Consider the following 7,353-nt stretch of genomic DNA (forward strand, 5'->3'; position numbering starts at 1 on the left):
GATTAATGGATATTATACCAATCCACTTCTTCATAATCACCATCAAAATTACCTTTCGTAAAAATGCGATGACCTTTAAATTCCATTCCTGAAGGATCAACCGCTTTCACTTTAATAATATGACTGCCATCTTCAAAACCTTCTGGAAATTCCCCTACCCAAATATGAGATGGGATATTCTTCGGGTAGCCCGGTCCAAGATGAGATTTTTGATTGGATATTTTTAATGAATCTCTTAAATAAATTCTTCTCGCTGTTGGATCTACAATTTTATCTCTTCGCTCTAATTTTTGCCATTCTCCACCGTCTATTTGAGCATAAGCTTCTGTATGAATCGACCCTGCCCAAATATTGGCTAAGAAGTTATTTTCTGTCAACCCCTCTGGAATATGTATCGTTGGGTCTTTTTTCGCATTCAAGGGTTGATACACCCAAATCTTCATTTGTTTCTCCTTTGGTTTGCCCGATGCTTTATACTCCATATTGACTTTATTGCCATTGAAATGGGCTAAGTAATACCCTTTTGGAGATCCACATCCCATTACACCATTCGGGATGCCATCAAGATCCAACTCTCCACCCCACCATAATCCACAGACTGCACCTGTTACTACATCATGCAATTCTTTGTCTTCACCGTAAGGTAAATACAAATGTGTCATGGCGTGAAGGTGACCTGAAAACGATTTTACATGAGGGAAATCTTTGATCACTTCCATCAATTCGGCTCTACTTTCCTCCATCATATGTCCCAATGGAATATGCTGTAAAAAGACGATTAGTTTCTCTTTTGATACAGTAGCTAAATCATTTTTGATCCATTCCATTCTGTTTTTAGGAATAAAATCTTTGTACTGAATGCCTTTGATTGTCGTTACATTATTTATGGCGATAAAATGCACGTCACCAATATTAAAAGAATACTGATCTGGTCCATAGTACTTTTTAAAACCACTAAAATCTTCTGTCAAATCTTCAATATCATAGTTTCTATCATGATTCCCTGCCACCGGATAAACAGTAGTTGTAAATTGTTTAAAAAGCTCATTTAAAGCTGGAAAAATCATGGCGTTGTCATCTCCCATATCCCCTAACATTACTGCACCTTTCAAATTAGGATATTGATACAATTCCTCCGCTACTTCATGAGCATAATTGACTTGATGCTGATAGCGTGCTTGAATGTCACCAAGCATGGCCATTGTAAAAGTCTTAGATTCTTCAATTTTTCTTAAAGGGAAATTCAATTGTGCTGGTACTTCCGCATTTTGTGCTACGGTTGGAGCATACGATTCTGAAGTGGGTTCAGGATAGAAATGTAAAAAATCAGCCATGGTATGATAGCTGTTCTTTCTTAGTTCATAACCACATGGTTTGCTTACAAAAATGGTTTGTTTCGGTTGAAGGGGTAATTCATAAAAACCCTTCTCGTTGGTCAATACCACTTCCAAACCATTCGAAACTGCCACTCCTTCTACGAGCGGTTCGCCTTTGTCTAGTACGCCATTTTGATTGATGTCTTCGAATACATATCCGCTGACTTTGGTGGGGAGTTTTTTGGGAAATGCTTCGGTATGAAGCCAGAATAATAACGGTATTAATACAAAAAAATGTCTCATTGCTTGTTTAAGTTAATTGTCAAAGTTTATTTAGATTAAAACACAAATTCGCTTTCTGCTAGTAATTACTTCTCAAAAAATTGAGTTTTATTTAATGAGATAAATATAGAAAATTATCGGTGTTACAAGACTAAATCTTCTTATATAATTTCCTAAATTCCAATGGGCTTTAATTGATGTACTTTTTAAATTGCTGATAAAAAAGATAGACTCTTACAACCATCTTTAGCTCCTCGTTTTCAATAATGTAATAATATATTTTAACATGTTTGGATTAGAAAAATGTCAATAAATAAAATATTTTTGTAATACTCTGATTGAAATTAAACAAGCAACTTTAAATTTCAATTATATATAGCTCTAAAAACTCACTTTTTAATTTTTTAAATATTTGAAACCTAAAAGAAATATTATGTTGAATGACTACAACTTCATGACAAGAAAAGAGTACCTTTATTTTCTATTCCCTTTTATAAGTTCACTTTTATGTTTCTCCTGCTCAACTGAGACAGAAAATAAACCACCTAATGTTATCCTAATACAGGTTGACGATTTAGGGTTTGATGATTTAAGCCTTCATGGAAATTCGATGATTGAAACGCCTAATATCGATGCTTTAGGAGAAGCTTCCGTACAATTTGATAATTTTTATTTACAATCGGTTTGTGCACCGTCAAGAGCTGCCTTATTAACCGGTAGAAACTTTTTGAAAACGGGCGTTACATCAGTACATGGTGGTAGAGATTATATGAATTTAGATGAAACGCTAATTTCTCAAGTGTTTCAATCGAATGGTTATAAAACAGGAATGTGGGGGAAATGGCATAGCGGAAAAACCGATGGTTATTTACCATGGGACCGAGGTTTTGACGAAGCCTACTATAGCTGTTTGTATAATTATTTTGATAATACTGGATTATTAAATGGACAAGAAGTAAATACGAATGGGTATACTACGGATGCTCTTACTGATATGGCCATTTCGTTTATTAAATCAAATAAAGAACAGCCTTTCTTTGCTTACATTTCTCATTTGGCGCCACATAACCCATGGAGAGCTCCTCAAGAAAATGTAGATAAATATCTGGCAAAAGGATTATCTGAGCCAATGTCTCTTCTCTATGGAATGATTGATAACCTTGATGAAAATATAGGGCGTGTCATGCAAACAGTAGAAGAACAAGGTTTGACTGAGAATACTATCATTGTTTTTCTGAGTGATAATGGCCCTTGGACAAAAAGTTATCGTTTTGGCTTAACGGAGGAAGAATGGAAGTTGAGAAACCCTTCGGCTTTTAGAGGGTATAAAGGGACGAACTGGGAGAATGGAGTGAAGTCACCTTTATTTATCAAATTTGGCAAGCAGCTGACATCGACACACATTGACAGAGTAACGAAAATTGAAGACCTTTTCCCTAGTTTAGTCGCAATGTGTCACCTTCCTCTACCTGATTCACTTCAATTAGATGGTATTGATTTTTCACCTATTTTTGATAAAAAAGAAGTTCCTGACAGTGAATTAGTTTTTGCTAGTCATAGCCCTAAAGGTAATATTGGAACTGACAAAGCGGATAAAAATATGAGTACTCCTAGTGAGCCTTTAACCCCTCAATTTAAAGAGAGTTTCATTTTTGAAAATCAAGGGTTAGCATACAGAAAGGGAGAATGGAAATTTATTCAAAATCAAGATCAAAGTAAAAAAGAACTCTATCATGTAATTTCAGATCCTAGAGAAACGAAAAATCTAATAGCAGAGCAACCTGAAATTGCAAAATCTTTGGAAAAAGAACTTGAAAAATGGTATGACGATGTACTCGCTTCTAAGTCTTACAATATGCCTGTTTTCCAAATCGGTTTTAAAGGGAGAACCTCAACACAAATTTATACTTGTGGCCCCTCAGAAATATCTCAAAATTTGAAAAATAATAATCATAATATAGAAAATTGGTCAGCAAAAGACGATCAAGCGACTTATGATATTAAAGTTCATACTGAAGGTACTTACAACATTTTCTTAGTTCATGAAATTGAAGACTTCCAAGATTACTCCTTCTCTTTATCCACCAATAATGCATCCACTTCGGTAACACGATTAGAAGATAATGGAGGTAATGATTTTGGAACTTTAATAGAAGGAGAAAGTGCGTATTGGGAAAATTTTGATTTGAAATCAACTTTTAGAAAAACAATCAAAAGGTCAAACTTAGGATCACTTCAATTGAAGAAAAATGATTCAAAAATTTATCTTACTTTGAATGAAGTCACTGGTACCAAAAATCCTAAAAATACCAAGATTATAGCTATTCAACTGGAAAGAGTGAAAGATGAATAAGAACTAGAATTAAATAGCGTGCACCACGACTGAAGTCATGGGCAAGTGATATTGACTCCACCAACACTAAAGTGTTGTTTACGTTACCAACCTTCAAGACTTCAGTCTTGATGAGGTTGGAATATCACTTGTCCATAGTTTTAACTACGGTGCACGAAATACAATCAAAATTGTATGCTTGTACATTTTTTATTACAAATACACTTTTAAGAACAGAAATCCCTGATTTCAAAAACCTTAGATCTTCTTATATAATTTCCGAAATTCCAAAGGACTGTAATTCTTGAATTTTTTGAATTGCTGATAAAAAAATGGAAGGCTTTCGTAGCCACATCTGTATCCTATTTCCGCCACTTGCATATCAGTTTCCAGTAAAAGACGGCTGACTCTATTGATTCTATATTCGTTGAGAAAAACAAAGAAAGGGCGTTGCATTGCTTTACTAAAAAACCGAGAGAAAGATTGTTCTGTCATATTGAGTTCATGTGCAATTTCGGAGAGTTTAATTTTTCGATCATAATGATCTGAAATAAAATTCTGCACTTTTTCAATTCGATCATTGGTAGCACTCGATTCATCATAGGCATAAGAAGCCCCTGCTAAATAATGACGTTGATCCAACTTTACCATTTCTTTTAATAAAGTGACAAAATGAAGGTATCGTTCAATCCCTTTAGAAGCGATAATTTTATTCATTTTAGCCTCCACATCAATACTTTCTGGTTGATGGAAAATAATACCTCTTTCCACTTTATTGAAAACCGATTTTATTTCATCAAATCCCATCAAGGGTGCAATCACCTCCTTTGACCATTGTAATACTAAAGATTCTGCTCGTTCATCACTTTCTAAATCATTTTTCCAACAGTGTGGTAAGTTGGGTCCAAGCAGGACCAATTCCCCCGGTTGATAATCTGAAATATTATTCCCTACATAACGGTTGCCTACACTATTTAAAATAAAAGTAAGCTCATATTCAGGGTGAACATGCCAAGGTGTATTAAAGGCTTTATTGGAGTATTTAAAAGCTCTGATATTGGAAGTATCTTGGGTGACGACCTTCTCGAAAAATGTTTTCATAGATTAAAAAGTGATGTATTTTAATACTCAAAATAACACATTCAACATATAAAATACAAAATAGATAACTTTTCAATCAAAATAGAGAATAAGATTCCATCCAAAACAAAAGAGATTTGCTTTCGACAACACAAGTTATCTCAACTCACAAACTTTTTTACACTATGGGAATACAATGTAAGGCCGCAATTGGTCATGGGCAAGGAACGTTTACTATCGAAAATATTGAAGTGGGAGAACCACAAGATGATGAGGTGATCGTAAAAATTTTGGCGGCATCACTTTGTCATACAGATCATGATTCTTTACACTGGGGAAAAGACATTATCTTAGGACATGAAGGTGCTGGTATTATTGTACAGACAGGTCCTGCTGTTACAAAATTTAAGAAAGGTGACTCAGTGATATTAAATTGGGCAACGCCTTGTATGAAATGTGATCAATGCCAAGATGGGAATCAACATATTTGTGATACTAATTCTCCGGTTGTCGCTGGAGGAAATGGACATACTCCAGGTCACTCTCACCTAGAAGGAAACCTTTGGAAAGGTCAGCCGATCGAAAGATCTTTTAACCTTGGTACTTTTTCAGAATATACTTTAGTGAAAGAATCTGCATGTGTCAAAATGGATAAAGATATTCCAATGGCCTCTGCAAGTTTGATTAGTTGTGGTGTGATGACAGGATATGGTTCTGTGGTCAATGCAACTGATATTTCTGCGGGTGATACGGCTGTAGTTTTGGGCACAGGTGGTGTTGGTTTGAACGCGATCCAAGGTGCAAAAGTCTCCGGTGCTGAAAAAATCATTGCAATTGATATCAATACTGAACGTTTACAAATGGCGTTACAGTTTGGGGCAACTCATACAATTTTAGCCGATAAAGAAGATAAAGGGCTTTTAAAAGCGGCACAAAAAGTAAAGGAAATGACAGGCGGAAGAGGTGCTGACTATGCTTTTGAATGTACGGCTATTCCTGCTTTAGGGGCGGCTCCTTTAGCGATGGTGAGAAATGCGGGTACTGCGGTTCAAGTCAGTGGTATTGAGCAAGAAGTATTGATTGATATGAGTCTTTTTGAATGGGATAAAATCTACATCAATCCATTGTATGGAAAATGCCGTCCTGAGGTGGACTTCCCTAAAATCGTAAACCTTTATAAAAAGGGAGATTTATTGCTTGATGAAATGGTGACAAGAACCTACCCTCTTGAAAATCTGGAGCAAGCGTTTGATGATATGTTGAAAGGTAGAAATGCAAAAGGTGTAATTATTTTCGATCATGAGTAAATCAAAATTCAGAACTACAGAATTGTCCAATCCTAAATTTGAGATGGACGGACTTCGTTTTATCACTGTAAAAACGAACAACCTCAAAGGAAGAGGTGATATTTGTGTTTTTGTTCCAGAAGGAGAGCACAAAGACCTTCCCATTGTCACCTTACTTCATGGTGTATATGGAAGTGCTTGGATTTGGGCTATGATGGGTGGTGCACATGTAACGGCCAATAGATTGATCAAAGAAGGAAAAATTAAACCTGTTATTTTGGCTATGCCTTCTGATGGATTATGGGGTGATGGATCAGCTTATAATGATCATCATGGCTATAGTTTTGAGAAGTGGATTGCTGAAGATGTTCCTCAAGCCGTAAGAGAAAATATACCTCAAACAAGTGAGACTTCTCCCCTGTTCATTTCAGGTCTGTCTATGGGTGGTTTTGGTGCATTAAGAATCGGTGCTAAATATGGACACCTTTATGACGGGGTCAGTGGACATAGTTCAATTACAGAAATCCAACAAATGGAATTGTTTGTTGAAGAAAAACTAGAATCTTACGCTCAAGAAAACCGTCAGGATGAGGATGTATTAACCGCCGTTCTTCAGCATAAAGAAACCTTACCTCCTTTCCGATTTGACTGTGGAAACACTGATGAATTGATCACTTTCAACCGTGTTTTACACCAACAACTCAATGAAAATAATATTGAGCATGTTTACGAAGAATTTGAAGGTGGACATCAATGGGAATACTGGTATGAGCATTTAGAAGACACTTTGTTGTTCTTTGATAAAGTAGAAAAAACGGTCAATAAGTAGCGAGTCTTTACGCTCTCGATTATTTTTAAATAAATTAGTATTACAGTGTAAACTAAGTTTTCGAATTTAAAGTATTTAGAAATCAGGAGATTTCTGATGATATTTAGGACACGAATGACGCTAACGCTTAACATTCGCGCCAGTGAGCTTTCTACCATTTTAGTTTGGAAGTAGTCCCCGGCCTTGAAGGGAAAAGCGTTAAGAATTTCATGGAATGAGCCTTTAAAA

General features: G+C 35.7%; 5 protein-coding genes. 3 read left to right on the forward strand and 2 right to left on the reverse strand.

Going from position 1 to position 7,353, the window contains the following annotated elements:
- Positions 1 to 2: 2 nt before the first annotated feature.
- Positions 3 to 1,619 (reverse strand): calcineurin-like phosphoesterase family protein, encoded by a 1,617-nt coding sequence (locus PL77_RS23330; protein WP_044210864.1) that lies wholly within the window; start codon positions 1,617 to 1,619, stop codon positions 3 to 5.
- 391 nt (positions 1,620 to 2,010) lie between these two features.
- Here PL77_RS23330 and PL77_RS30965 point away from each other — a divergent pair, with 391 nt between their 5' ends.
- The gene (locus PL77_RS30965; protein WP_156152506.1) at positions 2,011 to 3,951 is read left to right on the forward strand and encodes an arylsulfatase; all 1,941 of its coding nucleotides are present in this window, start codon (positions 2,011 to 2,013) and stop codon (positions 3,949 to 3,951) included.
- A gap of 237 nt (positions 3,952 to 4,188) precedes the next feature.
- On the opposite strand, the gene PL77_RS23340 is transcribed toward PL77_RS30965, so the two are convergent.
- The gene (locus tag PL77_RS23340; RefSeq protein ID WP_044210866.1) at positions 4,189 to 5,031 is read right to left on the reverse strand and encodes an AraC family transcriptional regulator; all 843 of its coding nucleotides are present in this window, start codon (positions 5,029 to 5,031) and stop codon (positions 4,189 to 4,191) included.
- 164 nt (positions 5,032 to 5,195) lie between these two features.
- Here PL77_RS23340 and PL77_RS23345 point away from each other — a divergent pair, with 164 nt between their 5' ends.
- Positions 5,196 to 6,317, forward strand: a complete 1,122-nt coding sequence (locus PL77_RS23345; protein WP_044210867.1) for a Zn-dependent alcohol dehydrogenase — start codon at positions 5,196 to 5,198, stop codon at positions 6,315 to 6,317.
- On the forward strand, positions 6,310 to 7,125 hold the full coding sequence (locus PL77_RS23350) for an alpha/beta hydrolase family protein (RefSeq protein ID WP_044210868.1): 816 nt from the start codon (positions 6,310 to 6,312) through the stop codon (positions 7,123 to 7,125). Before PL77_RS23345 ends, PL77_RS23350 begins: the two co-directional genes overlap by 8 nt.
- Positions 7,126 to 7,353: the final 228 nt, after the last annotated feature.

Source organism: Flammeovirga sp. OC4, from assembly GCF_000812565.1.
GTDB lineage: Bacteria > Bacteroidota > Bacteroidia > Cytophagales > Flammeovirgaceae > Flammeovirga.

Bases quoted from the DNA above. Each gene is read 5' to 3' on its own strand.
- PL77_RS23340 (WP_044210866.1), bottom strand. From the start codon at position 5,031: ATGAAAACATTTTTCGAGAAGGTCGTCACCCAAGATACTTCCAATATC.
- PL77_RS23345 (WP_044210867.1), top strand. From the start codon at position 5,196: ATGGGAATACAATGTAAGGCCGCAATTGGTCATGGGCAAGGAACGTTT.
- PL77_RS23330 (WP_044210864.1), bottom strand. From the start codon at position 1,619: ATGAGACATTTTTTTGTATTAATACCGTTATTATTCTGGCTTCATACC.
- PL77_RS23350 (WP_044210868.1), top strand. From the start codon at position 6,310: ATGAGTAAATCAAAATTCAGAACTACAGAATTGTCCAATCCTAAATTT.